The organism is Vibrio sp. 10N.222.55.C6, from assembly GCF_041473395.1.
GTDB classification, from domain to species: domain Bacteria; phylum Pseudomonadota; class Gammaproteobacteria; order Enterobacterales; family Vibrionaceae; genus Vibrio; species Vibrio crassostreae_C.
In genome coordinates, this window is record NZ_JBFRSD010000989.1 from 1 (window position 1) to 451 (window position 451).

The window sequence follows — 451 nt, forward strand, 5'->3', positions numbered from 1 at the left end:
CGTTTTTCTGCTGATTTTAGCTGTAGCTCTTTCGCTGTTTCGGAATCAAGCATTACTCCCCCTTACGCTTGGCCTTGCGTTTAGCGTCCTTGTAGCGACTCTGTAGCGGAATCTCTCTGGCATCCTTGGTGTATACCGATTGCTTTTCAACAATAAACGTGTGGCGCATGCCTAGAGCTTCATTCATATGCGGTTTAGCGTCATTATTCTTAATATCTGCTTCGATATCTGCCTTTAGCTCATCGTGTAAGGTCAGTACAAATGACATATCAACGTACTGACCTTTAGGCAACTTAACATCAGAAGGCAATTTCCATGCTGTGCCTGTAGTTGTGTTTTTAATAATCATCTTTACAACCCCGTTTTACGCAGTAGATTGAGAGTTTCGGTGACAATGTCCCGTTCTGTAGTGATTTTCTTGATTTCGGACTTAACAGACTCAATACCTTTG

The 451-nt window shown here is 42.4% G+C and carries 1 protein-coding gene; it reads right to left on the minus strand.

Translation table 11 applies throughout. From position 1 onward, the window contains the following. Nucleotides 1-52: 52 nt before the first annotated feature. Nucleotides 53-349: a hypothetical protein gene (locus AB4486_RS27200; protein ID WP_136975918.1), complete on the minus strand. Its 297-nt coding sequence runs from the start codon at nt 347-349 to the stop codon at nt 53-55. Nucleotides 350-451: the final 102 nt, after the last annotated feature.